The sequence below is a fragment of the Actinomycetospora sp. NBRC 106375 genome (assembly GCF_030269665.1).
Taxonomy (GTDB): domain Bacteria; phylum Actinomycetota; class Actinomycetes; order Mycobacteriales; family Pseudonocardiaceae; genus Actinomycetospora.
In genome coordinates this window covers 218,233-243,689 of record NZ_BSTS01000009.1, presented here as the reverse complement: position 1 = coordinate 243,689, position 25,457 = coordinate 218,233, and the positions used below count along the sequence as shown (strand labels likewise).

The 25,457-nt window shown below is 72.6% G+C and carries 29 protein-coding genes and 2 tRNA genes; 20 read left to right on the top strand and 11 right to left on the bottom strand.

Annotated features, from left to right (window positions below; all coding sequences use genetic code 11):
* The first annotated feature begins 4 nt into the window (after positions 1-4).
* On the top strand, positions 5-1,438 hold the full coding sequence (locus QSK03_RS17165; protein WP_285654385.1) for a uracil-xanthine permease family protein: 1,434 nt from the start codon (positions 5-7) through the stop codon (positions 1,436-1,438).
* Between the two features lie 7 nt (positions 1,439-1,445).
* On the opposite strand, the gene QSK03_RS17160 is transcribed toward QSK03_RS17165, so the two are convergent.
* From QSK03_RS17160 to QSK03_RS17145, 4 genes are all read right to left on the bottom strand, one after another.
* Positions 1,446-1,730: a hypothetical protein gene (locus QSK03_RS17160; protein WP_285654275.1), complete on the bottom strand. Its 285-nt coding sequence runs from the start codon at positions 1,728-1,730 to the stop codon at positions 1,446-1,448.
* Between the two features lie 258 nt (positions 1,731-1,988).
* Positions 1,989-2,897, bottom strand: a complete 909-nt coding sequence (locus tag QSK03_RS17155; RefSeq protein WP_285654273.1) for an NADP-dependent oxidoreductase — start codon at positions 2,895-2,897, stop codon at positions 1,989-1,991.
* A 9-nt stretch (positions 2,898-2,906) separates the two neighbouring features.
* A complete protein-coding gene (wsfD, locus tag QSK03_RS17150; RefSeq protein WP_285654271.1) occupies positions 2,907-4,415 on the bottom strand; it encodes a glycan biosynthesis hexose transferase WsfD in 1,509 nt (502 codons plus the stop codon).
* 63 nt (positions 4,416-4,478) lie between these two features.
* Positions 4,479-5,030, bottom strand: coding sequence for a DinB family protein (locus tag QSK03_RS17145; protein ID WP_285654269.1), 552 nt, complete (start codon positions 5,028-5,030; stop codon positions 4,479-4,481).
* A 186-nt stretch (positions 5,031-5,216) separates the two neighbouring features.
* On the opposite strand from QSK03_RS17145, the gene QSK03_RS17140 reads away from it, so the two are divergent.
* The gene (locus QSK03_RS17140; RefSeq protein ID WP_285654268.1) at positions 5,217-6,143 is read left to right on the top strand and encodes a DMT family transporter; all 927 of its coding nucleotides are present in this window, start codon (positions 5,217-5,219) and stop codon (positions 6,141-6,143) included.
* Positions 6,144-6,233: 90 nt separating this feature from the next.
* On the top strand, positions 6,234-6,797 hold the full coding sequence (locus tag QSK03_RS17135) for a dihydrofolate reductase family protein (protein ID WP_285654266.1): 564 nt from the start codon (positions 6,234-6,236) through the stop codon (positions 6,795-6,797).
* A 7-nt stretch (positions 6,798-6,804) separates the two neighbouring features.
* Here the strand turns inward: QSK03_RS17135 and QSK03_RS17130 are convergent, their stop codons facing one another.
* Complete coding sequence (locus QSK03_RS17130) at positions 6,805-7,809, bottom strand: RNA polymerase subunit sigma-70 (protein WP_285654264.1); 1,005 nt, start codon at positions 7,807-7,809, stop codon at positions 6,805-6,807.
* A gap of 129 nt (positions 7,810-7,938) precedes the next feature.
* Between QSK03_RS17130 and QSK03_RS17125 the strand changes: the two genes are divergently transcribed.
* The gene (locus QSK03_RS17125) at positions 7,939-8,349 is read left to right on the top strand and encodes a muconolactone Delta-isomerase family protein (RefSeq protein ID WP_285654262.1); all 411 of its coding nucleotides are present in this window, start codon (positions 7,939-7,941) and stop codon (positions 8,347-8,349) included.
* A gap of 421 nt (positions 8,350-8,770) precedes the next feature.
* On the opposite strand, the gene QSK03_RS17120 is transcribed toward QSK03_RS17125, so the two are convergent.
* Positions 8,771-9,181, bottom strand: a complete 411-nt coding sequence (locus QSK03_RS17120; RefSeq protein WP_285654260.1) for a VOC family protein — start codon at positions 9,179-9,181, stop codon at positions 8,771-8,773.
* Between the two features lie 458 nt (positions 9,182-9,639).
* Here QSK03_RS17120 and QSK03_RS17115 point away from each other — a divergent pair, with 458 nt between their 5' ends.
* The gene (locus QSK03_RS17115; protein WP_285654258.1) at positions 9,640-10,092 is read left to right on the top strand and encodes a tyrosine-type recombinase/integrase; all 453 of its coding nucleotides are present in this window, start codon (positions 9,640-9,642) and stop codon (positions 10,090-10,092) included.
* Here QSK03_RS17115 and QSK03_RS17110 read toward each other — a convergent pair.
* Positions 10,061-10,134, bottom strand: a tRNA-Gly gene (locus QSK03_RS17110). The genes QSK03_RS17115 and QSK03_RS17110 overlap by 32 nt on opposite strands.
* Before the next feature lie 396 nt (positions 10,135-10,530).
* Here QSK03_RS17110 and QSK03_RS17105 point away from each other — a divergent pair.
* The 6 genes from QSK03_RS17105 (at position 10,531) to QSK03_RS17080 (ending at position 13,314) form a co-directional block, all read left to right on the top strand.
* Positions 10,531-10,604: transfer RNA gene (locus QSK03_RS17105), tRNA-Pro, on the top strand.
* Positions 10,605-10,712: 108 nt separating this feature from the next.
* Positions 10,713-11,573, top strand: a complete 861-nt coding sequence (locus QSK03_RS17100; RefSeq protein WP_285654256.1) for a DUF2127 domain-containing protein — start codon at positions 10,713-10,715, stop codon at positions 11,571-11,573.
* Between the two features lie 80 nt (positions 11,574-11,653).
* Positions 11,654-11,845, top strand: coding sequence for a hypothetical protein (locus QSK03_RS17095; protein WP_285654254.1), 192 nt, complete (start codon positions 11,654-11,656; stop codon positions 11,843-11,845).
* Positions 11,846-11,910: 65 nt separating this feature from the next.
* Positions 11,911-12,306, top strand: coding sequence for a hypothetical protein (locus tag QSK03_RS17090; protein ID WP_285654252.1), 396 nt, complete (start codon positions 11,911-11,913; stop codon positions 12,304-12,306).
* 101 nt (positions 12,307-12,407) lie between these two features.
* Complete coding sequence (locus QSK03_RS17085; RefSeq protein WP_285654250.1) at positions 12,408-12,809, top strand: cupin domain-containing protein; 402 nt, start codon at positions 12,408-12,410, stop codon at positions 12,807-12,809.
* A gap of 139 nt (positions 12,810-12,948) precedes the next feature.
* On the top strand, positions 12,949-13,314 hold the full coding sequence (locus tag QSK03_RS17080) for a DUF4180 domain-containing protein (protein WP_285654248.1): 366 nt from the start codon (positions 12,949-12,951) through the stop codon (positions 13,312-13,314).
* Here QSK03_RS17080 and QSK03_RS17075 read toward each other — a convergent pair.
* Together QSK03_RS17075 and QSK03_RS17070 are read right to left on the bottom strand one after the other, a co-directional pair.
* Entirely contained in the window at positions 13,295-13,621 is a 327-nt protein-coding gene (locus QSK03_RS17075) for a YnfA family protein (RefSeq protein ID WP_285654245.1), read from the bottom strand. The genes QSK03_RS17080 and QSK03_RS17075 overlap by 20 nt on opposite strands.
* Positions 13,618-14,436, bottom strand: coding sequence for a pentapeptide repeat-containing protein (locus tag QSK03_RS17070; RefSeq protein WP_285654243.1), 819 nt, complete (start codon positions 14,434-14,436; stop codon positions 13,618-13,620). The genes QSK03_RS17075 and QSK03_RS17070 overlap by 4 nt, the downstream gene beginning before the upstream one ends.
* Positions 14,437-15,071: 635 nt before the next feature.
* Here QSK03_RS17070 and tig point away from each other — a divergent pair.
* The 4 genes from tig (at position 15,072) to clpX (ending at position 19,647) form a co-directional block, all read left to right on the top strand.
* On the top strand, positions 15,072-16,604 hold the full coding sequence (gene tig / locus QSK03_RS17065; protein ID WP_285654241.1) for a trigger factor: 1,533 nt from the start codon (positions 15,072-15,074) through the stop codon (positions 16,602-16,604).
* Positions 16,605-16,822: 218 nt separating this feature from the next.
* Complete coding sequence (locus tag QSK03_RS17060) at positions 16,823-17,425, top strand: ATP-dependent Clp protease proteolytic subunit (protein ID WP_285654383.1); 603 nt, start codon at positions 16,823-16,825, stop codon at positions 17,423-17,425.
* 14 nt (positions 17,426-17,439) lie between these two features.
* On the top strand, positions 17,440-18,093 hold the full coding sequence (locus tag QSK03_RS17055; RefSeq protein WP_285654239.1) for an ATP-dependent Clp protease proteolytic subunit: 654 nt from the start codon (positions 17,440-17,442) through the stop codon (positions 18,091-18,093).
* 267 nt (positions 18,094-18,360) lie between these two features.
* The gene (gene clpX, locus QSK03_RS17050) at positions 18,361-19,647 is read left to right on the top strand and encodes an ATP-dependent Clp protease ATP-binding subunit ClpX (RefSeq protein ID WP_285654237.1); all 1,287 of its coding nucleotides are present in this window, start codon (positions 18,361-18,363) and stop codon (positions 19,645-19,647) included.
* A gap of 30 nt (positions 19,648-19,677) precedes the next feature.
* Here the strand turns inward: clpX and QSK03_RS17045 are convergent, their stop codons facing one another.
* Both QSK03_RS17045 and fdhD read right to left on the bottom strand, forming a co-directional pair.
* Entirely contained in the window at positions 19,678-20,613 is a 936-nt protein-coding gene (locus QSK03_RS17045) for an alpha/beta hydrolase (protein ID WP_285654235.1), read from the bottom strand.
* A 121-nt stretch (positions 20,614-20,734) separates the two neighbouring features.
* Positions 20,735-21,583 carry a formate dehydrogenase accessory sulfurtransferase FdhD gene (gene fdhD / locus QSK03_RS17040; RefSeq protein WP_285654233.1) on the bottom strand — a complete coding sequence of 283 codons (849 nt, stop codon included), beginning with the start codon at positions 21,581-21,583 and terminating at the stop codon, positions 20,735-20,737.
* 104 nt (positions 21,584-21,687) lie between these two features.
* Between fdhD and QSK03_RS17035 the strand changes: the two genes are divergently transcribed.
* The 5 genes from QSK03_RS17035 to QSK03_RS17020 are packed head-to-tail and all read left to right on the top strand — an operon-like array spanning position 21,688 to position 25,456.
* Positions 21,688-23,088 (top strand): OFA family MFS transporter, encoded by a 1,401-nt coding sequence (locus QSK03_RS17035; RefSeq protein WP_285654231.1) that lies wholly within the window; start codon positions 21,688-21,690, stop codon positions 23,086-23,088.
* Positions 23,085-23,192, top strand: coding sequence for an MFS transporter small subunit (locus QSK03_RS33420; RefSeq protein ID WP_460382549.1), 108 nt, complete (start codon positions 23,085-23,087; stop codon positions 23,190-23,192). The genes QSK03_RS17035 and QSK03_RS33420 overlap by 4 nt, the downstream gene beginning before the upstream one ends.
* Before the next feature lie 4 nt (positions 23,193-23,196).
* Positions 23,197-23,472, top strand: coding sequence for a DUF6457 domain-containing protein (locus QSK03_RS17030; protein WP_285654229.1), 276 nt, complete (start codon positions 23,197-23,199; stop codon positions 23,470-23,472).
* Positions 23,473-23,483: 11 nt separating this feature from the next.
* A complete protein-coding gene (folC, locus tag QSK03_RS17025) occupies positions 23,484-25,052 on the top strand; it encodes a bifunctional tetrahydrofolate synthase/dihydrofolate synthase (RefSeq protein WP_502872178.1) in 1,569 nt (522 codons plus the stop codon).
* Positions 25,049-25,456 (top strand): DUF4233 domain-containing protein, encoded by a 408-nt coding sequence (locus QSK03_RS17020; RefSeq protein WP_285654227.1) that lies wholly within the window; start codon positions 25,049-25,051, stop codon positions 25,454-25,456. Before folC ends, QSK03_RS17020 begins: the two co-directional genes overlap by 4 nt.
* Position 25,457: the final 1 nt, after the last annotated feature.

The following is a 25,457-nucleotide window of genomic DNA, read 5'->3' as shown; positions in this document are numbered from 1 at the left end:
CGTGATCACGGGATGGACGGTCCACGGCGACGGACGCGCACCCGCCCCGGGCGAGGTCGTCCGGCCCGACGAGCGGCTGTCGTGGGGGCGCACGGTGGGGCTCGGGGCCCAGCACGTGCTGGCGATGTTCGGGGCGACGTTCGTCTTCCCGGTGCTGATGGGCCTCGACCCGAACCTCGCGATCCTGCTCTCCGGGCTCGCGACGATGTTGTTCCTGCTGATGACGCGCGGCCGGGTGCCCAGCTATCTCGGGACCAGCGCCTCGTTCGTCGGGGTGGTCGCCGCGGTGCGCGCCGACGGCGGCACGAGCGCCGAGGTCACCGGGGCGATCGCGGTGTGCGGCATCGTCGTGGCCCTGGTCGGGCTCGCCGTGCACCTCGGCGGGGGACGGGCGGTGTCCGCCGTGCTGCCGCCGGCGGTCACGGGCGCGGTGGTCATGCTCATCGGCTTCAACCTCGCCCCGGTCGTCGCCGGGACCTACTGGCCGCAGGACGAGGTCGTCGCGCTCGTGACGATGCTCGTCGTCATGGGCACCGCCGTCGCCGGACGCGGGATGCTCTCGCGGCTCGGCGTGCTCGTCGGGCTGGTCGTCGGGTTCGCCCTCTCGCTGCTGCTCGACGCGACGCTCGGCCCCATCACGGGGCCGGACGCCTCCGGCACGGTCTCGACGCACCCGCGCGTCGACCTCTCCGGGGTCGGCGACGCCTCGTGGATCGGGCTGCCGCTCGGGACGCCGGAGGCGCCGGGCCTGCACCTGCCGGCGTTCAGCGCCTCGGCGATCCTGATCATCGTGCCGGTGGCGATCGCCCTCATCGCCGAGAACACGGGGCACGTCAAGGGCGTCGCGAGCATGACCGGCGAGGACCTCGACCCGTACCTGGGCCGCGCCCTCGCGGCCGATGGCATCGCGACCGCAGTCGCCGGCGGCGTTGGCGGCTCACCGACCACCACCTACGCCGAGAACATCGGCGTCATGGCCGCGACGCGCGTGTACTCGACGGCGGCCTACTGGGTCGCCGCGACCGTCGCGATCCTCATCGGGTTCTGCCCCAAGTTCGGCGCCGTCGTCGCGGCCACGCCCGGCGGCGTGCTCGGCGGCATCACCGTCGTGCTCTACGGGATGATCGGGCTGCTCGGGGCGCGGATCTGGGTGGAGAACCGGGTCGACTTCTCCCGTCCCGAGGTCCTCGTCCCCCTCGCCGCCGGGATCGTCATCGGCATCGGCGACGTCGCGCTCTCGATCGGCGGCGGGTCGCTGTCCGGCATCGCCCTCGGCTCGATCGTCGTCATCGTCGGCTACCACGTGCTCCGGCGTCTGGCGCCGGCGAGCGGCACCATGACCGAGGGTGCGGGGCCCGGTGGCGATTCCGGCGCCACCGGGACCCGCACCTCCAGCTCGAGCCCGCCTCGCTCCGGCTCCCCCGAGGAACCGGAGTGAGGACGGGCTAGATCAGGCCGTCGACGACGTCGCCGACCGCGTCGCTCCCCAGCACGCTGCCGACGGCGCCGCCGACGCCTCCCACGAGCCCGCCGACCCCGCCGGCGAGCTCGCCGCCCGCGCCGGCCAGGCCGCCGACCAGGCCTTTGCGGTCGCCGTGGCTGCTCGAGTGGCCGGACTCGCCGTCGCCGTGGGAGGGGTGCGACTCGGACGCGCTCGCGACGCCGGACAGCGCGAGGCTGCCCGCGCCGGCGATCGCGGCGGCCGCGGCGAGGCGCTGCAGTCGGGTCATGGTGGATCTCCTTCCGGTGTGTGTCACCGCGGTGATCGCGGCGCGGAAGAGTCTCCCGAAGGGGTGAACGTCGGCTCATCGAGGGTGCGTTCACTGAACGATGACTCAGTCAAACGGACGGCGGTCACCACACCGCCGATCGGTCCATCATCGGCGTGCGGACGGCCCCGAACGCCGCTCGACGGAGTGACGGCTCACTCGTTGGGGTGAAACTCCATCGATGGAGTTCGCGCACCGTGACATCGCCAGCTCGGGCGGTCAGTCACCCGCCATCGTGATCACGACCTTGCCGAGCGTGTGACCGTCCTCGACCGTCGCGAGCGCCTCGGCGACGCGGTCGAACGGGAGCACCGTGCGCACGAACGGATCGAGCCCGCCGTCCGCCACCAGCGCCGCCAGGGCGTCGAGCACCCGGGTGCTGCGGTCGCGGGCGACGTCGCGCCCTCCGAGCTCGGCGACCAGCGGCTTGTCGGCGACGGAGAACAGGTGCGCCGGGTCGGTCAGGGGCGCCACGGCACGCAGCGCGTCGCCCCCGACGAGGTCGAACACCCCGTCGACGCCGTCCGGGGCCGCCGCGCGGACGTGGTGCGCGACGTCGCGACCCCCGACGACGGCCGTGGCGCCCAGCTCGACCAGCAGGTCCTGCTTGGCCTCGCTCGCGGTGCCGACCACCCGCAGGCCGCGGGCCCGGGCGAGCTGGACGGTGGGGATGCCGACGCCGCCGCCCGCGCCGTTGACGAGCAGGGTGGAGCCCGCCGGCAGCGTCAGGTTGTCCAGGGCGTCGAACGCGGTGCCCGCCGCGACCGGCAGCGCCGCCGCGTCCCGGGCCGAGACCTCCGGCGGGCGGTGCGCGGCGAACGACGCCGTCACCAGCGCCTGCTCCGCCCAGCCGCCGACCATGCCGGGACAGCCGCCGAAGACCTCGTCGCCCACCCCGAGGCCGGTGACGTCGGGGCCCACCGCGACGACGGTGCCCGCGACCTCGCGCCCGAGCACCGCCGGGCCGACGGTCCCGTACTCGCCGTTGCGCATCCGCCAGTCGCCGGGGTTGACCCCCGCGGCGCGCACCCGCACGAGGAGCTCGCCGGGGCCGGGTTCGGGCACCGGGACGTCGAGGAACGCCTGTTGATCCGGACCACCGACACCGACGAACCCGTAGCCGCGCACCGGTCCTTCCTACCCCCGGCGGGTCCGCACCAGCCCGACGGCTCCCGTGGCGACCGCGCCCACCAGGCACAGCCCCGACAGGCCGAGCAGGTAGGCCGCGAGCCAGACGTGCTTGAACACCTCGTAGTAGCCGTCGCCGGCGACCGCCACGACGACGAGCGCCAGCGCCGTGGCCGCCGAGAGGCCGGCGGCGAGCGACCAGCGCCCCGCCCGGCCCTGCCAGCGCGCGGTGGCCGCGGCCGCGAACGCCACGAGGACGAGCGCGGTGGGCAGCCAGGGCGGCCGTCCGGTGTCGTTGAGGGCGCGGGACAGGTCGGGCTGGCGGGAGCCCGACATGCCCAGGTCCCCGGAAGTCGTGGACAGGGTCGACGGCGGCGCCGGCGGGGAGTCCAGGTACCGGAGGTCGGCGAACGTCGTCGCCTGCAGGCCCACCCCGACCGCCCGCGCGGCGGCCGCCGGGTGCTCGGCGAGCAGGGCCAGCGCCGCCGTCCGGGTGTCGCCGGGGTGGTCGAGGATCGCATTCTCCCACCACGCCTGCCCGTCGGGGCGGGGTTCGTCGTTGAAGTAGCCGTCCCCGGTCCTCGCGACGGCCGCGGGCGGCATGCCCAGGTCGGCGGCCGCGGAGGGCCCGAGCTCGAGCAGGACCGTCGTGAAGACGAGGTTGTGGGCGTTGACCGACTCGTAGAACTGCTGCTGGCGGTCGAGTGCCGCGGTGACGGGCAGCGCGGCGAGCAGCACGGTCGCGACGGCGAGCGCGGGGCCCGCACGGCGCGTGTGCCGGACGCCGATCGCCGTGACCGCGCAGACGAGCACGGCGGCCGCGAGCAGGGGCACGTAGGCGACCTTCGCGGTGGTCGCGAGCAGCCCGCCGGCGGCGGTGAGGACGAGGGCGGTGACGCGCGCGGCCCGGTGCTCGCGGCGGGTGACGAGCACCGCCGCCACCCCGGCCGCCGCCGCCACGGCGCCGAGGAGACCGGCCGGCTCGCTGTAGGTGGAGACGAAGAAGCGCGGGAAGGTCGCCGCGGCCAACGGCAGCACCGGGATCGCCATCGCGAGCGCACGTCGGAGCCCGGCCGCCGAGGCCGCCCACGCCCCGAGGCCCACGACCACGCCGACCAGCACCGCGTAGATCCAGCCGAGCACCACCGGGGACCACGACCCGGAGACCAGCAGGGTCGACGCCCGCGCGATCACCAGCGCGGAGGAGGGGACCGGGTCGGCGCAGGTCGGCGGCCCGAGGGCGTAGGAGGCGATCCACCCGTTCTTCCAGCTCGCAAACCCGTCGAGCGTGTTCGGCGTCAAGCCCGCGCCGCAGAACAGCCGGTAGCCGTCGCCGTTGTCCTCGACCCCGAGCGGGGAGCCGAACGGCAGGCGCGTGGCCAGCACCACGAGCAGCCAGGCGGCGACGCCCGCCGCGACGCCGACCAGCACCCGGTCGCGCGGGCGGGGCCCGGCGGGGGAGCCCGGTGTCCCGGGAGGGGTGGTCGTCACGATCGCGTCCGCCGTCCCGGTGGCCATTGCCGCCCATGATGCCGGAGCAGTCCTCAGCGCCCGGCGCCCCGGGCGCCCGCCGCGCCGGGATCAGCCCGACCGGGCGCGGTGGAGGTCGAGCAGCAGGGCGATCTCCGCGCCGTGGTGGAGCAGCTCGCGGTGGATGTGCAGCACGAGCACCGCCATCGGCTCCTCGGCGTAAGGACCCTCGCTCGGGCCGCACGGCCGCGCGAGCCCGGCCTCCCCGAGCTCGCGCACCCCGGCCGTCCAGGCCGCGTAGGCCTCGTCGAGGTCGGCGACGGCCTCGCGCGCCGTCGCTGCGTACCGGCGCGTGGTGTAGTCGATCGCCGGCCCGCCGAAGTGTCCGGCCACCCGCATCGCCAGCACGCCCACGATGATGTGCTCGAGCCGCCAGGCGATCGTCGTCAGCGGGGGCGGGTCCGGCGGCGGGAAGGCGAAGTCGATCACCATCTCGCCCGCCCCGGCGGCCATCGGCGACGTGGCCTCCGCGCGCGGGCGCACGCTCCAGCACCCCGGCGCCGGCTCCCAGAAGTACTGCTCGTCGGTGAGGTCGTCCAGCCGCGGCCGGAACGAGCTCCACTGGAACTCGACCTGGTCGCGCAGCAGCGGGTTCCAGTCCACGGCCCCTCCTCGGGACGATCTCGATCCCGCCCGATCGGACAGTGATCCCGACCACGGAGGCTGCCAGGCTGGCGTCGACGCGATCGACGAGGGGAGCGCCATGCCGGCGCCCGCGACTGCGCCGCCGAGCAGGCTGTGAGCGACGACTGTTTGCGTTGTCGTTAGCCGTGCTATGGACTGGCGGCCGTGCTCGGGGAGACGCAGGTCGACGACGCCGCCCCGTCGTCGACCTCGATCCCGCCGGCGCGGTGGCTGGTCACGCTGCTCAGCGTGCTGTTCGTGCCGACGTACGCCTCGGGGTTCATCGCCGGCAAGATCGCCACGGCCCACATGGCCGTGCCGACCGTGCTGCTGTGGCGCTTCCTCATCGCGCTGGCGGCCCTGCTCGTGGTGGTCGCGTGGACGCGGCCGGCCCTCCCGCGCGGTCGGGCGTGGGTGCACCTCGCCGTGACGGCGCTGCTGCTGCAGCTCGGCCAGTTCACGTTCGTCTACACCGGGCTCGCCTCGGGCGTCCCCGCCGGCGTGTCGAGCCTGATCCTCGGCATGGCCCCGCTGCTCGTCGGCCTGCTGACGCCGCTGGTCCTGGCCACCCGGCTGGGCGCCGCGCCGGTGGTCGGGCTGTTGCTCGGGGCGTGCGGCGTCTACATCGTGCTGTCCGACCGGCTCGGCGGCGCGCTCGGCTCGGCCGTCGTGCTGCCCGTGCTCGGCATGCTGTCGATGGCGGCCGGGACGCTCTACCAGAAGCGGTTCAACGACGACACGCCCGTCGCCACCAGCGTCGCCGTGCAGATGGGGACGTCGCTGCTGGTCACCGTCGCGGTGCTGCCGTTCCTCGGCGTCGGCTGGCTGCCCACGGACGCCGCCGGCTGGTGGGTGTCGCTCTGGCTCGGGATCGTCAACTCCGCGTGCGCCTTCGCGTTGATGTTCCTGCTGCTGCAGTGGCGGTCGACGGTGCACGTCAGTTCGCTGCTCAACCTGGTGCCGGCGACGACCGCGCTGGCGGCCGTCCCGATCCTCGGCGAGGCCCTCACCGTGCACGCCCTCATCGGTCTCGCCGTCGCCCTGGTGGGCATGTACGTCGGGCTGGGGCTGAAGCGTCGACGACCGGCCTGACCGACGCCCCGTTTCCTGGTCCCGCACCGATCAGGATTCCGGGCCGCGCCCGTCTGTCTCGGTGACATCGACATACGGGAGGTCGGCACGATGCGGACACTGCACTACGGCATGAACGTGACCCTGGACGGCTACATCGCGGCGCCCGGCGGCGACATCGGCTGGAGCGCGCCGAGCGACGAGCTGTTCCGGTGGTGGCTCGACGAAGAACTGGCGATCAGCGCCTTCCTGTACGGGCGCACGCTGTGGGAGGAGATGAACTCCTTCTGGCCGACCGGCGACCAGCAGCCGGGCGCCACCCCGGCGCAGGTCGAGTTCGCGCGGAACTGGCGGGACACACCGAAGGTGGTGTTCTCCTCGACGCTCGAGGCGGTCGACGGGAACGCCCGCCTGGTCAGCGGCGACGCGGTCGAGGAGATCACCCGGCTCAAGGCCGAGGACGGCGGGCCGATGCGGGTCGCCGGCGCCACGCTGGCCAGGGCGGCGATGCGGGCCGGGCTGGTCGACGAGTACGCGGTCATCACCCATCCGGTCCTGGTGGGTGGCGGCACACCGTTCTTCGCCGCGCTGGACAGCTGGGTGAACCTGGACCTCGTGGAGACGCGGACGTTCCCCGGCGGGGTGGTGCTCACCCGCTACGCGACGAGGCGATGAGGACCGGTCAGAGTGTCGGCGGCAGTCCCAGCCACGGCTTGTCCGCGGCGTCGAACCCGGTGAGCTCGGCGATCTCCCCGTCCACGATGTGCAGGGCGGCCAGGGTGAACAACCGGTGGCTCGGGTCGCCGGGGGCGCGGAGGTACAGCGCGGCGGCCGGCATGCGATTGACGGTGGTGGGGAGGCAGCGCCAGTCGTCGTGGCGGCGGAAGAGTCCGCCGGAGACCCAGCCGTCCACCGCCTCCCGGGCCCCCCTGGTCACGGTGCCCGGGTCGGGCAGCATCGCGAAGCGGAGGTCGTCGCGTAGCAGGGACGCGAGCCCGTCGAGGTCGTTGCGCTCGTGGGCGTCGATGTAGGACGCCACGACCGCGCGCTCGTCGTCCGAGATCTCGTGGGTGGCGGGGCTGCGCCAGTCGAGGCGGCGGTCGGGCAGCCGGTGGCGCATCGTGACGCGGGCCCGTTGGAGCGCGCTGGTCACCGACGCCACGGTGAGCTCGAGGGCGTCGGCGGCCGCGGTCGCCGGCCAGCCGAGGACGTCGCGCAGCACGAGCACCGCCCGCTGCCGCGGCGGCAGGTTCTGGACGGCGACGATGAACGCCAGCTCGATCGTCTCCCGCGCCACCACGCACTCCTGCGGGTCCGCGGGCAGCATCCCGTCGGGGTAGGGCTGCAGGTGTGGCACCTCGGCGTCGGGGTCCGGCAGCTCGGACGGCCGCGGGGTGCGGTCGGCGCGCTTGTCCAGGAAGTCGAGGCACGCGTTCGTGGCGATCCGATACAGCCAGGTCCGCAGCGCGGCGTCGCCCCGGAACGACTCCCGCTTCCGCCACGCCCGCAGGAAGGTCTCCTGCGTCAGGTCCTGGGCGTCCTCGTAGTTCGCGAGCATCCGGTAGCAGTGCACCTGCAGCTCACGCCGGTGTCGCTCCGTCAGGAGCGTGAACCGTGCCGTGTCGTCCGAGCGGACCGCCGCGATGAACTCGGCGTCGTCGGCGCCCAGCGGTCTGACGTCGGTCATGGTCGTCGATCCTTCCACCGGTGCACGAGGGGCTACCGGGACCGACGACGTGGCCGACGATTCCTCATCGGTGGAGCCGCTGACGACCGGCGTGCGTGGCGACGACGTCGGGGTGGCGCTTCTGAGGTGATGACACGAACTGACATCGGCGCTAGCTTGATGTCAGAACCTGACATCATGCCGGGCGACGTTCGCCGTGACCTTCGCCCGTCCACCACCGAGGGGAGCACCGTGGAGTATCTCGTGAAGGCGACTCCGACCGGCGGACTGCTCGAGCTGTCCGCGGACGAGCGCGAGGAGCTGATGGCGCGCGAGCGCGAGATCGCGACGGCCCTGATCGACGACGGCACGATCACGTGGATGTGGCGACTCCCCGATGGCGGCACCACGCTCGCCATCTGGAACGTCGACGGCGATGAGGCGCTCGACGCGCATCTCCGGACGCTGCCGGTCTTCCCTCACAACGTCATCGAGGTGACCGCCCTCGCGGCCCACCCGGCCTTCCGCGCCCCGCTGCGCGCCGCGACGGCGCCCGCGTGAGGCGGCCTTCGTCACGAGTCTTCTCGTCACGAGCCGCTGAGCTGCGACGACGGTGTGGAGCGGGCGACGGGAATCGAACCCGCGTAGCCGGTGTGGAAGGCCGCGCCGGGGGAGCGGTCAGCCGGGCCGACCTCGGCCGGAAGCCACCGGTCGGTGCCGGTGCTGGCCCCGACTGACCGCCCCTCATCGCCCGGTGATCGCACGCCTTCCGCTGGGCATGAGCAGCCAGGCGCTCCTGCTCCTCGTCCAGGCCAGCACCGGGTCCTACGGAGCTGCCGGCATCGTCGTCGGCTGCTTCGCGCTGGTCAGCGCCATCGGCAGTCCAGGTCTGTCATCTTCTGCAGGTAGCTTGTGGCGATGAGCAGGTGAGCGCGAGCGGTGTCCTGGTCGGTGAACTCGCCTGCCGGTTGCTTTGATCTCACTAGCGTGGTTGGTCGATGTTGATCATCCACGAGATGCCGAACCTGTCGACGCAGGCACCGAACTCGTCGCCCCATGCCTGCTTCTCCATCGGCACGGTCACGGTGCCGCCTTCAGACAGCTTCTCCCAGTAATCATGCAGATCGGCGGAGTCGTCCCCGGACACGCTGACCGACATGTTGGTGCCGGGCTTGAACTCCATGCCCTGCGGGGTGTCGGACGCCATCAGCCTGAGGCCTTGCGACGTCTCCAGCTGAGCGTGCATGACCTTGTTCGCGTCTGGCGATTCGGCCTGCCCGAACTCGGCGAACGTGCTGATCGCGAGATGTCCGCCGAAGACGTCGCGGTAGAACTCCATGGCCGGCCGAGCTGTGTCGTCGAAGTAGATGAAGGGGTTGAGACGGCAAGTCATGATCGATCCCTTCGCTCGTGTGGAAAGGGCGGTGACCGCCTGCCCGGTCTCATGGGTGTCCTGTCACGGAGAGGCGGCACACGGTCAGCGCGCCGACGCCCTGTCCGCGTCGTCCTACCCTCGACGACGAGGTCGAAGTGCTTGGTCCTCCACGATCAGAGGCAGGTCTCCGGCGTCCGTGGTGATGCCGCAACGTCCGTCGGCGGCCTTGGTCGCTCTCCAGCAATGTCCGTGCCCGTCCCCTCGAGCGGCATCGCCTCAGCGACCAGGTCCATCGCGCCACCTCCCTCTGCCGCCGACTGCTTGTCCATACGGATAGTCCTACTATAGGACAGGATGATTCGATGAAACAACTGAAGAGTTGGTATGATGAAGACAGTCCTCGGTCGCACTGCTTGCTCGCTAGTACACGGCGCGGATGACGGTCGTCTCCAAGATCGCCGAGGGCTGTCGGCCCCGTGTTGTTCACGGGGTCGCGAGGCGGGGCGCTGCGTCGCGGTGACTTTCACCGGGAGACGGCGTGGACGAAGACGGTGGTCAAGGTCGGCCTACCGGCCGGGTTCCACTTCCACGACCTGCGGCACACGGGCAACCAGCTCGTGGCGATCTCGGGCGCCAGCACCCGGGAGCTGATGCGGCACATGGGCCACGCCTCGATGCGCGCGGCGCTGATCTACCAGCACACCGGCGACGAGCGGGACCGGGCGATCGCGGACAGTCTCAGCGCTCGTGTCGAGCGGTCGCGACCGGCTGATGAGGACGAGGAGGGCGATGATGCGGCGGCGTCGTCATCGCACGCTCATCGCACGACGGGGGTCGTCCCTGTGCTCGCGCGGTGCGCTGCCGTGGTCAACAGCGCACTGACCTGCACGAACGGTGTGGAGCGGGCGACGGGAATCGAACCCGCGTAGCCAGTTTGGAAGACTGGGGCTCTACCATTGAGCTACGCCCGCGGCGGGCCGTCACGGCCCACGCCCACCGTAGCGGATGCCCGTTCCGTCCCCGTCCCGGCGGCCCCGCGCAGCCCGTCGCAAACCTCGGTCGATCTTCTCGTTCGTGTCTTGACCGATCGATCTGAAACGATCATTAGGACGTGACCTCTTACCGATACCGGCCGGTAGGGATGTACTCCTCGCCACGATGAGTCGACCGGCGAACATCGAGGAGAGGAGTCGGGGATGAACACCGCAACGGAACTCAGGGACGGTGTCGAGGTTCTCGAGGACGACCACATCGTCCGCGGGCTGGACTGACGTCGGCGGCGCGCCGACGACGGCGCGCCTGCGACACGGGCCGGGAGGCAGCGGCGCCTCCGCGGTCCCCGCGCCCCGCCCCTAGACTCCCCACCACGGGGTGTGGCGCAGCTTGGTAGCGCACTCGCTTTGGGAGCGAGGGGCCGTGGGTTCGAATCCCGCCACCCCGACCGTGTCTGACCTGCGGTGACGTCGTCGCGACCCCACGCAGGACGCGGTGCGGGACCGATGCGCAGCCGACTCCTTTGCGCAGCCGGTCGGTCGGGTAGCCCGACCGGATGCACTCGCAGGCTCCGACCGACGACTTCGTGCGACCTCCCGGCACGGGCACCCAGCAGCGTCGGTCCCGCCTCTGCTTCGAGCTGCTGTCGTGCGCCTGGAAGGGCCACGTCCTGGTCGGTACCGACGCCGCGTCCGTCACCGCGGAGGACGCGCTCGTCGTCCGGAACGCCGGTCGCGGGGCGCGGGCGCACCGGTGCCTGCGCTGCGACGGGTGGATCCTGCTGCCCGCGCCGACCGAGCCGTCCCGCGCGACCGTGGCCGGTCGTGACGAGGTCGTCCTGCCGACGCGGGGGCGTCCCCTCAAGAGTCGCGTCGTCCTGCGTCTCATCGCGCTGACCCGAGCCTTCAACGTGCTCGTCCTGCTGCTCGTGCTCGGCGGTGTGGTCGCCGTCCTGGCCAACCAGACCGCGCTGCGCGAGACCCTCGTGGTGAGTGCCGCGTCGCTCCAGGAGATCATCGGAGGCCAGACGGTCGGCGGGCTGCAGAGCCTGCTCTCCGGCGACGCGGGACCGCTGTGGCTCGTCGCCACCGGCGTCCTCGTGCTGCTCCTGCTGGAGACCGTCGAGGGCATCGGGCTGTGGCGGGCGACCCGCTGGGGTCAGTACCTGAGCACCGTCCTGACGACCTTGCTCCTGGTGCCCCAGGTGCTCCAGCTCAGCAGCTCCGCGAGCCCTGGCACGATCATCGGGATCGTCGTCAACGTCGCCGTCGTGCTCTACCTGCTCGTCTCCAAGCGGCTGTTCGGCCTGCGTGGCGGTCTCCCCGCCGAGAAAGCGGAGGTCGAGCACGACGTGAGCTGGGACGCCCTCGCGCGGGACCTGCCGCCCGGTTCCACCGCGACGCCGGCCCTGACCTGAGGTCCGATCGCACTCCTCCACGAGAGATCCACCGGCCGCTCGCCTGTGGCAGGGTGCCGTGCCGAACGGGGGTGGACGCCGTGGGTGACTGGATGGCCCTGCTGCTCGGGCCGTTCCTCGTGATCGGGGCGGTCGCGGTGATCGCCGGGATCGTCACGCTGATGGTGCGGGCGCGCGGGCAGTGGTCGACGAGGTCGAGAGAGCAGGTCGTGCCCGCCGAGGAGTCGGAGCGGGACGATCCCCGCGCTGATCCGTCCGGCCGTCGCCTCTAGCCCCGGGACGGGAACCGGGGCGGCACGACGCGGCGCCGAGCGGCACCGGGTCTAGTTTCGGCCCGGTGATGCCCCCGAACATGCGCATCCTCGCGCGCGGGACCGTGCAGGTCCTGGGGGCCGTCGCGGCCGTGTCGGCGCTCGCCGGGCTCGTGACGCTCGACCCGCTCGTCGCGCTGAACGCGCTCGGGTTCATCGGGATCTGCGCGCTGTCGTGCGTCGCGGTCTTCTACTCGGTGGCTCTGGAGCGGATCGGTCTGACGCGGGCGCGCAACGCGGCGTCGACGCTCGTCACCGTCTTCGCCGGGTCCGCCGCGACGATGGCGGTGCTCTTCGTCCTCCTGGTCACCCGGACCCGATTCCGGCACGAGGCCTCGGAGTTCGGTCTGCACTCGGTGGCGGGCCTCGCGGTGCTCGCCGTCCTCGTCGCGGTCGTGACGGTGATGTGGCGCGAGCGGTGACCGGCGACGCCTTGTGGCCCGGGGGCGACCCGCACCAGGGTGGGCACACTGCTCGCGGCGAGGCGGGCGGCGTACTCATCCCGCCGGCGCCTGGAGGCCTCGTGACCACCCCGAGCACGCCCGTCGAACTCACCGTCGTCGACACCACGACCGAGCCCTGGCAGGGCTTCCCGGTGGAGTACATCAAGGCGAACCTCGAGCACGTGCCGCTCGTCCAGGACCCCGAGACGGGCATGACCGTCCTGAAGATGGTCTACCGCGCCGGGTTCACCAACCCGTGGCACAGCCACCCCTGCGCCCACGGTGTCTACGTGCTCGACGGCGTGCTGAACACCCACCAGGGCGACTACCCGGCGGGCAGCTTCGTCTGGTTCCCCGAGGGGGGCGTGATGCAGCACGGTGCGACACAGGACCAGGACGTGACCTTCCTGTTCATCACGAACAAGGAGTTCGACATCCACTTCGTCGGCGACGACAGCGACCCGCAGGCCCCGACGATGTGACGACGGGGCACCATCGGGCCCAGCGGTTCACGCGAGCAGCCGCGGTGGCCCCGCCGTGACAGGTGGCTCTTCCCGGCGGGGCCACCACCGCCCGGAATTCGCTCGCGGGTGGGACCGTCGTCCTGATCTGCTCAGGCCCGTGACCGCGCAGACCACCGACCGCCACGGCGTGCGGGTCCTCGTCCTCCCCGAGCAGGGTCCGGTGATCGCCGACGAGCAGGGCGCGCTCGACGTCATCGGGCAGGCGTTCGGCGAGGAGGCCGAGCTCGTCGCGATCCCGCTCGCGCGGCTCGACCCCGCGTTCACGCACCTCGCGAGCGGGGTGGCCGGCGCGATCGTGCAGAAGTTCGTCAACTACCGCATGCGGCTGGTCGTCGTCGGACCGGTCGAGGACCCGTCGGTGCCGTTGCGGGACTGGATGCGCGAGGCGAACGCGGGGCGCGAGCTGTGGTTCGTCGCCGACCTCGCCGAGCTCGACACGCGGCTCAGCGGGGCGCGTACATGATCACGCCGACACCGACGAGGCAGATGACGGCGCCGAGCACGTCGAACCGGTCGGGCCGGTAGCCGTCGAGCACGACGCCCCAGGCGAGCGAGCCGGCGACGAACACGCCGCCGTACGCCGCCAGCACGCGGCCGAACGCGGCGTCGGGCTGGAACGCGGCGACGAAGCCGTAGCACCCGAGCGCGAGCACGCCGAGCGCGGCGAGCCACCAGGCCCGCCCCTCGCGCAGCGCCTGCCACACCAGCCAGGCGCCCCCGATCTCGAGGACCGCGGCGAGCACGAACAGCGCGATCGAGCGCAGGGTCACGGGCGCGACGGTAGGGCAGCCCAGTGCGCCGGCCGGCCGACGTGGGCGGGCACGGTCGTCGCGGCGTCGCCGGCGGCCGCGGTCAGCTGCGGGGCGGTCAGGAGCAGGGCGCCGTGCAACCGCGCCCCGCGGACGTCGGCCCCGCGCAGGTCGGCGCCGAGGAGCTCGGCGCGGTCGAGGTCGACACCGCGGAGGTCGGCGCCGACGAGCAGCGCGCCCCGGAGGCGGGCGGCGCGCAGGTCGCGGCGCCGCAGGTCGGCGCCGACGAGGTCGGCACCGCGCAGGTCCTCGCCGGGCACGCCGGCGTGGGCGGCGACGACCAGCTCGTCGAACAGGGCGCCGGCCTCGCGCCGGACCGCGCCGACGTCGATCGCGGCGAGCGCGTCGGCGTCGGCCGCGACCAGCGCCTCGACCCGCGCGACGAGCGCGGCGGCCTCCGCGCCCACCGCCGGGGAGCGCGCCGCCTCGTCGAGCAGCGCGAGCACCTCGTGCAGCGGTCGCAGCACCTCGAGGACGTCGAGCATCGCCGGGACGCGGCGCTCCGACCCGCCGAAGGTCACCTGCACGACCTGCTGACCGGCGCCGAAACAGTCGAACACCACGCAGCCCGGGAAGCCGCGTTCCCGGAGGCGGTCGTGGATGCCGCACCACGAGTCGGGGTCGAGGTGCGGGCAGGGGGTGCGGGCCGGCTTGTCGATCGCGAAGTCGGCCGAGGCGGTGAACCCGGGCCCGACGCAGCACAGCGCCAGGCACCGGGAGCAGTCCGCCGACCGCGCGGGAGGTCTCTCGGGGGAGGCCGCCGACCCGCCCGTCACACCGTCAGCGCCGGGCGCGCTTGCGGCGCTTGGTGCCGTAGCCGGCGAACATCTCGAAGGTCTCGAGAGCGCGCTCGATGAAGCCGCGGGTCTTCTTCATCCGGGTCACTGTCCCTCCTCGTCGGGGCCGCGCCGGGGAGCGGGCGGGGCCACCTGAGCTGCTGGCCTCCCCACCGTGCCAGGCCGCGCGGGTGGAGTCCCACAGCGCGGGGAGGAGGCCTGTTGTCGTCCGAACGGTCGCACGTCTCGGCGTGTCGCCGCCCGAACGAGCGACGCGTCGGCGGGCGGGGGAGGTGGGCGGTCCCCGGCGGCGGTCGGCGGACCACGTCGCGAGCTCGACGATGAGATCGGCGGTCGGCTCCCGGAGCCCGGCGGCGGGACCGCCCCGTCCGTACCCCGGCACACCCCGGACACGCGGCCGCGGACGGGCGCCACGGCGCGCGGTCGGGGGTCACGTCTAGACTCGCCGCCACGCCCGGGCGGGCGCGTCAGCAGGTGCAGGCACCGGGCCTCCGGTGCTCCTCGACCGTGAGCGGTGAGGGTGGCCTCCCGCGTCACGCCACGGACCGACCCGTCGTACGCCGCAGGGCTACCGGGTCACAGCACGAGCGCCCTGCCCCGAGGAGAGACGACCAGTGAAGTCCACCGTCGAGCACCTGTCGCCGACGCGCGTCAAACTCGCCGTCGAGGTGCCCTTCGACGAGCTCAAGCCCAACTTCGACCGGGCCTACAAGAAGATCGCGCAGCAGGTGCGCATCCCGGGCTTCCGCCCCGGGAAGGCGCCCGCGCGCATCCTCGACCAGCGCCTCGGGCGGGGGGTCGTGCTCGAAGAGGTCGTCAACGAGGCCGTGCCCGCGAAGTACGGCGAGGCCGTGTCCGAGGCCGAGCTCCAGCCGCTGGGCCAGCCCGAGATCGAGGTCACCGAGATCGAGGACGGCGACAAGGTCGCCTTCACCGCCGAGGTCGACATCCGGCCCGAGATCACGGTCCCGGACTACTCGTCGATCTCCGTGGAGGTCGACGACGCCGAGGTCACCGACGCCGACGTCGACGAGCAGCTCAAGGGTCTGCAGGCGCGCTTCGGCACGCTGACCGGCGTCGACCGCGCGGTGCAGAACGGCGACTTCGTCGTCATCGACCTCTCGGCGACCGTCGACGGCGAGGCGGTCGAGGAGGCCCAGACCACGGGCATGTCCCACGAGGTCGGCTCGGGCCAGCTCATCGAGGGCCTCGACGAGGCGCTCGAGGGCATGACGGCCGGGGAGACCAAGCAGTTCACGACCGAGCTGGTCGCCGGCGACCACGCCGGCAAGGACGCCGAGGTCACGGTGACCGTGCAGACGGTCAAGGAGCGCCAGCTCCCCGAGGCCGACGACGAGTTCGCCCAGCTCGCCAGCGAGTTCGACACGCTCGACGAGCTCAAGGACGACCTGCGCACCCGCTACGCCCGGGTGAAGAAGATGGAGCAGGGCAGCCAGGCGCGCGACCGCGTGCTCGACGCGCTGCTCGAGGCCGCCGACGTGCCGCTGCCCGAGTCGGTCGTGCAGTCCGAGGTCGACGTCCGTGCCCACGAGGCCGTCCACGAGTTCGACCACGACGAGCAGAAGCTCAACCAGTACGTCGAGTCCCAGGGCCAGACCCGCGAGGAGTTCGACGCCGAGCTGCGCACCAGCGCCGAGCAGGCCGTCAAGACCCAGCTCCTCCTCGACCAGATCGCCGACTCGTCCGGCGTCCAGGTCGAGCAGAACGAGCTGATGGAACGCATCATGATGCAGGCCCAGCGCTTCGGGGTGAGCCCCGAGGAGTACATCCAGCAGGCGCAGCAGGCCAACCAGCTCGGCGCGATCTTCGCCGACGTGCGGCGCGGCAAGGCGCTCGCCACCGTCGTGCAGGCGGCCACGGTCAACGGCCCCGACGGTGAGCAGGTCGACCTCTCCGAGCTGTTCGGCACCGGCGACGGCGAGGCCGGGGAGGACGGCGACGAGGTCGTCGTCGAGGGCGCCGACGCGGCCGCCGGCCCGGCCGACCCCGCCGGCTCCACTGCCACCCAGGTCGCGGACGCCGACACCGACGCCAGCGATCCCGACTCCCCGAGCTCGCAGGTGGAGGCGGGCGACACGGCGGACGCCGAAGTCGTCGGCGCGCCCGACTCGACGTCCCGCGCCTGACCGTCCGGACACGCACGGCGCGGTCGCCCGGTGCGCCGTTCGGCCGATCCATCGGCCAGGAGCGAACACGGCCCGTCGACGGACTTCCCGGCCCGTCCCGGTGGTTACTGTCGACGGTGCTCGATGCGACGGGCCCGACCGACGCCAGACCGATCACCTCAGCAGAGAAAGCGGGGACACAGGTGAGCCAGCACCTCTCCATCCCGGCCGGGGCGGTCATGCGCTCCGCCGGGGGATCGATGACCCTCAACGACTCGGTCTACGAGCGCCTCCTGCGGGAGCGCATCGTCGTCCTGGGTCAGGAGGTCAACGACACGATCGCCAACCAGATCTCGGCGCAGCTGCTCCTGCTCTCCGCCGAGGACCCCAAGTCCGACATCACGCTCTACATCAACTCGCCCGGCGGCTCGGTGTCGGCCGGCATGGCCATCTTCGACACGATGCAGTGGATCGAGCCGGACGTGTCGACGGTCGCGATGGGCCTCGCCGCGTCGATGGGGCAGTTCCTGCTCTCCGCGGGCGCCCAGGGCAAGCGCCTCGCGCTGCCGCACGCGCAGATCATGATGCACCAGCCGTCGGGCGGCCTCGGCGGCACCGAATCGGACATCACGATCCGCGCCGAGTCGATGCGCAAGCTCAAGCGCGAGATGGCCGAGCTGATCGCCGAGCACACCGGCCAGACGTTCGAGCGCATCACCGAGGACTCCGACCGGGACCGCTGGTTCTCGGCGCCGGAGGCCCTCGAGTACGGCTTCATCGACCACGTGGTCACCCGCGCGAGCGAGACGCCGTCCAGCAACGGCAACGGCCAGAGTTCCTGAGACAGGAGACGCAGATGAGTGAGCTCCACGTGCCCGGCGGCACGGCTCCGGCCTCGCCGAACGCGCGCTACATCCTCCCCTCGTTCGTCGAGCGCACGAGCTACGGCGTCAAGGAGTCGAACCCGTACAACAAGCTCTTCGAGGAGAGGATCATCTTCCTCGGGGTGCAGATCGACGACGCCTCGGCGAACGACGTGATGGCGCAGCTGCTGTTCCTGGAGTCGAACGACCCGGACCGCGACATCACGATGTACATCAACTCGCCGGGCGGCTCCTTCACGGCACTCATGGCGATCTACGACACCATGCAGTACGTGCGTCCCGACATCGCGACGGTCTGCCTCGGGCAGGCCGCGTCGGCCGCCGCGGTCATCCTCGGCGCCGGGGCGCCGGGCAAGCGCCTCGCCGTGCCGAACGCCCGCGTGATGATCCACCAGCCGGCCACCGAGGGCTTCTACGGCCAGGTGTCCGACCTGGAGATCCAGGCTGCGGAGATCTCCCGCATGCGTCGCCTCATGGAGGAGACGCTCGCGGCCCACACGAACCGCAGCGCCGAGCAGATCCGCCAGGACGTCGAGCGCGACAAGATCCTGACGGCGGCCGAGGCCAAGGACTACGGGCTCATCGACGACGTCGTCGCGAGCCGGAAGCTCTCGGCCAACCGCTGATCCTCGCCGGCCCCGACCCCGGTGGCGCGCCGTCCGCGGCGGGCCCGGGGGAGGGGGTCCGGGAGGACCTCGGCGCACCCGGCGCAGCGGGCCGACCGCCCGTCGCGGGAGCGCTGCGCGGTCCGGGGGTCGGCACGGCGTCCCGGGCCCGCGACCTGCACGATCCACTGGGCGCGAACCTCCCCGTCCGACGGGGTGGGCAGGTACGGTCAACCACGAACGAGCGCACCGTCCGGGTGCGCCGGAGGGGACACGAGGTCTGCTGCGATGGCACGCATCGGTGACGGCGGGGACCTGCTGAAGTGCTCCTTCTGCGGGAAGAGCCAGAAGCAGGTCAAGAAGCTCATCGCCGGGCCCGGTGTCTACATCTGCGATGAGTGCATCGACCTGTGCAACGAGATCATCGAGGAGGAGCTCGCCGAGGCCGGTGAGGTCAAGCTCGACGAGCTGCCCAAGCCGACCGAGATCCACGAGTTCCTCGACCAGTACGTGATCGGCCAGGACGACACCAAGAAGACGCTCTCGGTCGCGGTCTACAACCACTACAAGCGGGTGCAGGCCGGCGAGAAGAACCGCGAGGGCAGCCGCAACGAGGACGTCGTCGAGCTGGCGAAGTCCAACATCCTGATGCTGGGCCCCACCGGCTGCGGCAAGACCTACCTCGCGCAGACCCTCGCGAAGCTGCTCAACGTCCCCTTCGCCATCGCCGACGCGACGGCGCTCACGGAGGCCGGCTACGTCGGCGAGGACGTCGAGAACATCCTGCTCAAGCTGATCCAGGCCGCCGACTACGACGTGAAGCGCGCCGAGACCGGCATCATCTACATCGACGAGGTCGACAAGATCGCGCGGAAGTCGGAGAACCCGTCGATCACGCGCGACGTCTCCGGCGAGGGCGTGCAGCAGGCCCTGCTGAAGATCCTCGAGGGCACCACGGCGAGCGTGCCGCCCCAGGGTGGGCGCAAGCACCCCCACCAGGAGTTCATCCAGATCGACACGACGAACGTCCTGTTCATCGTGGCCGGGGCCTTCGCGGGCCTCGAGAAGATCATCGCCGAGCGGGTCGGCCGTGGCGGGCTGGGCTTCGGCGCCGACATCCGGTCCAAGGCCGAGATGGAGTCCGCCGAGTCGTTCGGCGACACGCTGCCCGAGGACCTCATCAAGTTCGGGCTCATCCCCGAGTTCATCGGTCGCGTGCCGATCGTCGCCTCGGTGTCGAACCTCGACCAGCCGAGCCTCGTCCAGATCCTCACCGAGCCGCGCAACGCGCTGGTGAAGCAGTACCAGAAGCTCTTCGAGATGGACGGCGTCGAGCTCGAGTTCGCCCCCGAGGCCCTCGAGGCGATCGCCGATCTCGCGATCCTGCGCGGCACGGGTGCCCGCGGTCTGCGCGCGATCATGGAAGAGGTCCTCAACCCGGTCATGTACGACATCCCGGGTCGTGACGACGTCGCCAAGGTCGTGGTCACCGAGCAGACGGTCAAGGAGAACGTCAACCCGACGATCGTCCCGCGGCAGCCCTCGCGCCGGGAGCGTCGCGACAAGTCGGCCTGAGCCGCGGCCCCGGGGTCGGCGCCGGGCCGGTCAGCCCACCCGGCGGGTCGTGACGCCCGCTGAGGTGTCCCGGCTGTGCCGGCCGATGAACGCCCACACGTCGGTCAGCACGCTGCCGTAGTAGACGCCGTCGTGGCGGCCCGGGCTGACGCGGCCGATCTCGGGGCGGGCGAGCGCGATGTAGCGGCGCGTGGCGTCGATGAAGGGGTCGCGGTCGCCGCACCAGACACCCGTCGGGACGTCGGCCAGCTCGCGGTAGAAGCGCAGCGGGTCGTTCGCCGCCCAGTCGTCCTCCCCGTCGAACGGGCGGCGCGAGGCCACCCGCCAGTCGGTGAACAGCCCGGGGCTGACGGCGGCCGCGGCCCGGACGGGGCGCCCGAGGTGCACCCTCTCCCGCGCGTACATCAGCGTGCCGGCACCGCCCATCGAGATGCCCGTGACCAGCGCGGGCTCCCCGGGCAGGTCGCCGGGCGCGGGCCGCGTCGCGAGCCCCCGCTGCTGCAACCAGGCCGGGAGCTCCTCGATCAGCATCCGCATCGGGTCGTCGCCGGCGCGGTAGGGGTGCCAGTAGTTGTCGCCCCCGTCGAGGCCGACCACCGCGAACGGCGGCACCCCGTGCGCCCAGGCGTCGCCGAGGACACCGCGGGTCCCGGCGTCGCCCCAGAACTGGGCGTTCCCCCGCAGGCCGTGCAGGGCGACGCAGACCGGGAGCCCGGCGCGGTCGGCCCCGGGCGGCAGCGTCGTCACGAGGCGCACGGCCCGGTGGCGGGCGGCGGAGCCGACCCACTCGGTCGTCGACACGGCGTCGGTGGGGGTCGGCCGGCGCGGCGGGACCGGCACACGCTGCGGAGGCGGAGCCGGGTCCTCCTGGCCCACGAGCAGGCTGCCGACCCCGACGGCGCCGGCGACCCCGAGGGCTCCGGCGCCACCGAGGAGGAACTGCCGTCGCGTGGGTCGGGCGGGCACGGCGGAACCTCCCTCGGGCTCGGGCGATGGCGCACGGCCGGAAGCCGCGCCCACCGTAGTGGCCGGGGACGAGTGGCCCCCGGCACGTCACACCTGCGCGTCGCGCCGTCCGGGACGCGCGTCAGCCGCCGACCAGCGGGGCGTCCTCGGTGACGATCCGGTGGGTTCCCGCGTAGACGTTCATCGACGACCCGCGCAGGAACCCGACGAGCGTCATCCCCGACTCCCGCGCCATCTCGACGGCCAGCGACGAGGGCGCCGACACCGCGGCGAGGACGGGCACCCCGGCCATGACGGCCTTCTGTGTGAGCTCGAACGAGGCCCGCCCGGACACCATGAGGACCGTGCCGGTCGCCGGGACGTCGCCGTTCAGCAGGGCGTGGCCCAGGACCTTGTCGACCGCGTTGTGGCGCCCGACGTCCTCCCTCGCCACGAGGAGCGTCCCGTCGGCGCGGAACAGCCCGGCGCCGTGCAGCCCGCCGGTGCTGTCGAACACCGCCTGCGCCGCGCGCAGGGTGTCGGGCAACGTCGCGAGGACCAAGGGGGTGAGGGTCACCGGGTCGTCGCCCGGAGCGAAGCGGGTCTTCGTGCGCACCGCGTCCAGCGAGGCCTTGCCGCACACCCCGCACGACGAGGTCGTGTAGAAGCGGCGCTCCACCGAGTCGTCCGGGGGCGCCACGCCGGGGGCGAGCGCGACGTCGAGCACGTTGTAGGTGTTGCGTCCCTGGTCGTCGAGCGAGTCGCAGTAGCGCGCGGTGCTGATGTCCTCGCGGTCGCCGATCACGCCCTCGGTGAGCAGGAAGCCATGCGCGAGCTCGACGTCGTGGCCGGGCGTGCGCATGGTGACGGCCAGGGACCGCCCGTCGACCCGGATCTCCAGCGGCTCCTCGGCCGCCAGGGTGTCCGGACGCCGCCGGGTCTCGCCGTCGACGATGCGGAGCACCGGGCGCTTCACCGTCACCCGTCCCATGCCCCCGCCTCCGTTCCGTCGCCTGCGTGTGTTCGGTGTGTGACCCATCGTCCGACCGGGTAGTCGGCCTCTCAACTATCCGTAGTCGCTGAGGGAGGCCAACGGTGGCCGGCGGTTTCTTCGATCGTTCCTCCATCGTCGCACCACCGGGATGGAGTCGCTGGCTCGTCCCGCCGGCGGCCCTCGCGGTGCACCTGGGCATCGGCCAGGCCTATGCCTGGAGCGTGCTCAAGACCGGTCTCGGATCCGGGCTGAAGCTCTCGGGCACGGCGACCGCGCTGCCCTTCCAGCTCGCGATCGTGATGCTGGGGCTCTCCGCGGCGTTCCTCGGCACCCAGGTCGAGCGCCGGGGGCCGCGCTGGGCGATGTTCGTCTCGACCGTGTGCTTCGCCGCGGGCTTCCTGATCTCCTCCGGCGGCATCGCGCTCGGGCAGTACTGGCTGGTCGTCGTGGGCTACGGGTTCGTCGGCGGCATCGGCCTGGGCATCGGCTACATCTCGCCGGTCTCGACGCTGATCAAGTGGTTCGCCGACCGTCCGGGCATGGCCACCGGCATCGCCATCATGGGCTTCGGCGGCGGCGCGCTGATCGCCCAGCCCGTGGAGAAGGGCCTGCTCGCGGCCTTCGGGACGACGCAGGCCGGGCTCTCGCAGACCTTCCTCGTCATGGGCATCGCGTACGCGATCTTCATGTCGCTGGGCTGGCTGCTGGTGCGCGTGCCCGCCGACGACTGGCAGCCCCCGAACCCGCCGCAGCAGTCGCCGGGCAGCACCGGCAGCGGGCCGGCGGTCTCGGCCGCGACGGCGATCAAGCTGCCGCAGTTCTGGCTGCTGTGGGTGGTCCTCTGCTTCAACGTCACCGCCGGCATCGGGATCCTCGAGCGGGCCCAGGACATCTACCGGGACTACTTCACGGCGAGCAGCGGCCCCCAGATCGCGGTCGCCGCCGCCGGGGCGTTCGTCTCGATCCTCTCGCTGGCGAACATGCTCGGGCGGTTCGTCTGGTCGTCGACGTCCGACGTGGTGGGGCGCAAGAACATCTACCGGATGTACCTCGGGGTCGGGGCGCTGCTCTACCTCGTCGTGCTCACCCTCGGCGAGGGCAACAAGGTGATCTTCCTGATCGCCACCCTGCTGATCCTGTCCTTCTACGGCGCCGGGTTCGCGACCATACCGGCCTACCTCAAGGACCTCTTCGGCACCTACCAGGTCGGCGCCATCCACGGCCGCCTGCTGACCGCGTGGTCCGCCGCGGGCGTGCTGGGGCCGCTCATCGTCAACGCCATCGTCGACGCGCAGAAGGACGTCCCGGGCGCCGCCAAGTACGGGCTGCCCTTCTCGATCATGATCGGGCTGCTCGTCGTCGCCTTCATCGCGAACGAGCTCATCCGCCCCGTCGACCCGCAGCACTTCGTCCCCGACGCCGAGCGCGGGGGCGTCGAGGACGCCGGCGTGTCCGCGTCCACCGGCCCGTCCGACACCCGCAACGAGGAGGTCTCCCGATGACCGCCGGCCGCACCGTGCTCACCGTCGTCGCGTGGGCCTGGGTCGTGATCCCGTTCCTCTACGGGGTCTACTCGCTCCTGATGAACATCGGGGCTCTGTTCTAGGCGCGTGGGCGCGCTCGCCGACTGGATCACCGAGGTGGCCCGAGAGCTGGGTGTCGACGAGCTCGGGGAGCTCGTCGACCCCGAGGTCGTCGAGCCCCTCGTCCTCGACATGACCCGCGACGTCGCCCACGGCGTGGCCCGCCCCGCGGCGCCGATCACGGCCTACCTGCTGGGACTCGCCGTGGGGCGTGCCGCGGGGTCGGGCCCGGGGGAGCGGGAGCTCGCCGAGGGCTTCGCGGAGCGGCTGGCGGCGCGGGCCCGGGAAAAGCCCCGGCCGTAGCATCGGGGGTGATGAGCAGCGACGACCGGTGGGGCTCGATCTCCGCGGACAACGACGCGTCCGGTGACGCGGACGCCGACGAGCTCGCGCAGCTCCTGGCCATGGCGGGGGGTGCCGACGACGCCGGGTCCGGGCCGGGCGGGGGCGCGCTCGCCGACGCCCTGAGCCAGGGCGTCACGACGGGCGCGATCGAGGGCGCGCCCGGTCACGAGCCGGACGACGCCGAGTCGCTGGCCGCGCTGCGCGCCGTGGAGGCCGAGCTCGACCAGCGCTGGCCCGAGACCCGCATCGAGCCGTCGCTCGACCGGATCCGCGCGCTCGTGGAGGTGCTCGGCGACCCGCAGCGCTCCTACCCGGCGATCCACGTCGCCGGCACCAACGGCAAGAGCTCCGTCACCCGGATGATCGACGCGCTGCTCACCCGCATCGGCCCGCGCACCGGGCGCTACACCAGCCCCCATCTGCAGCGGGCCACCGAGCGGATCGCGATCGACGGCGCCCCGATCAGCGCGCGCCGCTACGTCGAGGTCTACCAGGAGATCGCGCCGTTCCTCGGCATCGTGGACCGGGCCCAGGGGGACGGCCCGAAGCTCTCGAAGTTCGAGGTGCTCACCGGCATGGCCTTCGCGGCCTTCGCCGACGCCCCCGTCGACGTGGCGGTGCTCGAGGTCGGGCTCGGGGGGAGCTGGGACGCCACCAACGTCGCCGACGCGGCGGTCGCGGCGATCACCCCGATCGACATCGACCACGTGAACTACCTGGGCCCGGAGCTCGGCGGGATCGCGGCCGAGAAGGCCGGCGTGATCAAGGAGGGCGCCGTCGCCCTGATGGCCGAGCAGGCGCCCGAGGCCGCGAAGGTGCTGCTCGAGCGGGCCGTCGCGATGGACGCCGAGGTCGCCCGCGCGGGCATGGAGTTCGGCGTGCTCGGCCGCGAGGTCGCCGTCGGCGGCCAGCAGCTGCGCCTGCAGGGGCTCGGCGGCGAGTACGACGACATCTACCTGCCGCTGTTCGGCGAGCACCAGGCCAAGAACGCGGCGCTCGCGCTCGCGACCGTCGAGGCGTTCTTCGGCGCCGGCGCCTCGCGCAAGCTCGACGTCGTCGCGGTGCGCGACGCGTTCGCGTCGGTCCGCGTCCCGGGACGGCTCGAGCGCCTGCGGTCCGCCCCGACCGTCGTCGTCGACGCCGCCCACAACCCGCACGGCGCCCGGGCGGCCGCCGCGGCCGTGCGGGACGAGTTCTCGTTCCGGCGGCTCGTCGGGGTCGTCGCGGTGATGGGCGACAAGGACGCCGGCGGCATCCTCGCCGCGCTGGAGCCGGTGCTCGACGAGGTCGTCGTCACCGCCGTCTCCTCGCCCCGGGCCATGGACGCCGACGAGCTCGGCAGCCTCGCCGTGGGCTACTTCGGCGCCGACCGCGTGGTCGTCGAGACCCGGATGGACGCCGCGCTGGAGACGGCGATCGGGCTCGCCGAGGAGACCGACGACGCCGAGGCGCCGGTCGCCGGCGCGGGCGTGCTCGTCGTCGGCTCGGTCGTCGCGGCGGGCGAGGCGCGGACGCTCCTGGGACGGGAGCCGGCGTGACGGCAGGAGACGGAGCGGAGCGGAGCTCGACCGTCGGCACCGACTACGTCGCCGAGGCCAAGAAGGCGTTCCGCGGGCCGGCCAGCGCCTGCCTGTCGCTCGAGATCATCATCGTGCCGCTGGCCCTGCTCATCATGGACAAGGTCGAGGGCGGGCTGACCCCGGCGAAGATCGCCTGGGTGGTCGTGCTGACCGTCGGGATGATCGTCGCGATCGCGCGGTTCTCCCGCCCCTGGGGCCTGCCGCTGGCCCTGGGCCTGCAGGTCCTCATGCTGCTGGGCTGGATCGTCTCGCCGTCGCTGGGCGTGCTGGGCGTCGTCTTCTGCCTCGTCTGGGCGGGCATGCTCTGGATGCGCCACGAGGTGCTGCGGCGTCGTGCCCAGTGGGCGGCCGGGAGCGGCTGAG

What these genes read in the sequence shown, in the direction of transcription:
- fdhD (WP_285654233.1), bottom strand. Translation starts at nt 21,583, where the DNA reads ATGGGACGGGTGACGGTGAAGCGCCCGGTGCTCCGCATCGTCGACGGC.
- wsfD (WP_285654271.1), bottom strand. Translation starts at nt 4,415, where the DNA reads ATGGCCACCGGGACGGCGGACGCGATCGTGACGACCACCCCTCCCGGG.
- clpX (WP_285654237.1), top strand. Translation starts at nt 18,361, where the DNA reads ATGGCACGCATCGGTGACGGCGGGGACCTGCTGAAGTGCTCCTTCTGC.
- QSK03_RS17125 (WP_285654262.1), top strand. Translation starts at nt 7,939, where the DNA reads ATGACACGAACTGACATCGGCGCTAGCTTGATGTCAGAACCTGACATC.
- QSK03_RS17060 (WP_285654383.1), top strand. Translation starts at nt 16,823, where the DNA reads ATGCGCTCCGCCGGGGGATCGATGACCCTCAACGACTCGGTCTACGAG.
- QSK03_RS33420 (WP_460382549.1), top strand. Translation starts at nt 23,085, where the DNA reads ATGACCGCCGGCCGCACCGTGCTCACCGTCGTCGCGTGGGCCTGGGTC.
- QSK03_RS17120 (WP_285654260.1), bottom strand. Translation starts at nt 9,181, where the DNA reads ATGACTTGCCGTCTCAACCCCTTCATCTACTTCGACGACACAGCTCGG.
- QSK03_RS17135 (WP_285654266.1), top strand. Translation starts at nt 6,234, where the DNA reads ATGCGGACACTGCACTACGGCATGAACGTGACCCTGGACGGCTACATC.
- QSK03_RS17100 (WP_285654256.1), top strand. Translation starts at nt 10,713, where the DNA reads ATGCACTCGCAGGCTCCGACCGACGACTTCGTGCGACCTCCCGGCACG.
- QSK03_RS17130 (WP_285654264.1), bottom strand. Translation starts at nt 7,809, where the DNA reads ATGACCGACGTCAGACCGCTGGGCGCCGACGACGCCGAGTTCATCGCG.
- folC (WP_502872178.1), top strand. Translation starts at nt 23,484, where the DNA reads ATGAGCAGCGACGACCGGTGGGGCTCGATCTCCGCGGACAACGACGCG.
- QSK03_RS17055 (WP_285654239.1), top strand. Translation starts at nt 17,440, where the DNA reads ATGAGTGAGCTCCACGTGCCCGGCGGCACGGCTCCGGCCTCGCCGAAC.
- QSK03_RS17160 (WP_285654275.1), bottom strand. Translation starts at nt 1,730, where the DNA reads ATGACCCGACTGCAGCGCCTCGCCGCGGCCGCCGCGATCGCCGGCGCG.